We start from the raw sequence: 1,234 nt of genomic DNA, 5'->3' as shown, positions 1-1,234 counted from the left end.
CAATACCGTTCAGTTAAGCATTCTCGTGTTACGTTGTGGATATGGCGCGTACAGGGTGGGTGAAACCGGTCTCTGACCGTCGGTTGTCGGATTTAGTGTCGGTCGGTTTGTTGACCCGCGTGTTCCCTGCTGATGTCATCGATGAGGTGGTTCAGGCCGCGGGCCGGACGGAGCAGCGCAACCGGGCGTTGCCGGCGCGCGTGATGGCGTATTTCTCAATCGGGATGGGCTTGTATGCCGAAGCGTCCTACGAGGATGTGTTCGCTCAGCTGACGGATGGTCTGTCCTGGTCCTCGGGCTGGTCCGAGGCGTATGCGCCGCCATCGAAGTCGGCTATCTTTCAGGCGCGTCGGCGGCTCGGGTTTGAGCCGGTGCGGGACCTGTTTACCCGAGTCGCCCGGCCGCTGGCAGGGCCTGACACGCCAGGGTCGTGGTTGGCGGGACGGCGCCTGATGTCCATCGACGGCACAATCTTGGATCTGGCCGACAGCGTGGTGAATGCGGAGTTCTTTGGCCGCCCGCCGGTGAGCCGGGGGGAGCAATCTGCTTTCCCGCAGGCGCGTCTGGTGGCGCTGGCTGAGTGCGGGACGCATGCCGTTCTGGATGCGGTGATGGGCCCGTGCACGACGTCGGAAATTGAACTTTCCCGGGAGCTCGCGGGGCGCTTGGAACCGGGCATGTTGGTCCTCGCCGACCGCGGCTTCTACGGGTTTCGGTTGTGGGCGCAGGCGGCAGCGACGGGCGCTGATCTGCTCTGGCGGGTCAAGACGAACCTCCGCCCCCGGTATCAGGAGACCCTCGTTGACGGGTCCTGGCTGGCGACGATCATCCCGACCTCGGGCCCGGGACGGCAATCGACACCACCGTTGACCGTGCGGGTCGTGGACTACACGATCGACGATGGACGCGACAACCCTGACGCCTACCGGTTGTTGACGACGATCCTTGATCCGGCCGAGGCCTCCGCGGAAGAACTCGCGACCGTGTACTCCGAGAGGTGGGAGATTGAGTCCGTGTTTGATGAGTTGAAAACTCATCAACGCGGCCCGCGCATGGTGATGCGGTCTAAGTCCCCCGACCTGGTCAAGCAGGAGATCTGGGGCCACCTCTGTTGCCACTACGCGATCCGCACCCTCATGGTCGAGGCCGCCCAGCACGCTCACCGTGATCCTGACAGGGTCTCCTTCATCGCCGCACTCCGCATCGCCCGCCGCTCCGTGGCTCAGGGCGTTTT

1 protein-coding gene is annotated in these 1,234 nt (G+C 64.2%); it reads left to right on the top strand.

The annotated features are described in order from the left end of the window. Nucleotides 1–41 precede the first annotated feature (41 nt). The coding region (locus E3O48_RS06100) for an IS4 family transposase (protein ID WP_134537719.1) at nucleotides 42–1,234 on the top strand (1,193 nt) is incomplete at its 3' end.

This window comes from Cryobacterium sp. HLT2-28 (assembly GCF_004402495.1).
GTDB classification, from domain to species: Bacteria; Actinomycetota; Actinomycetes; order Actinomycetales; family Microbacteriaceae; genus Cryobacterium; species Cryobacterium mannosilyticum.
Note: the sequence above shows the minus strand (reverse complement) of the source record. Positions and strands in the feature narration are given on the sequence as shown.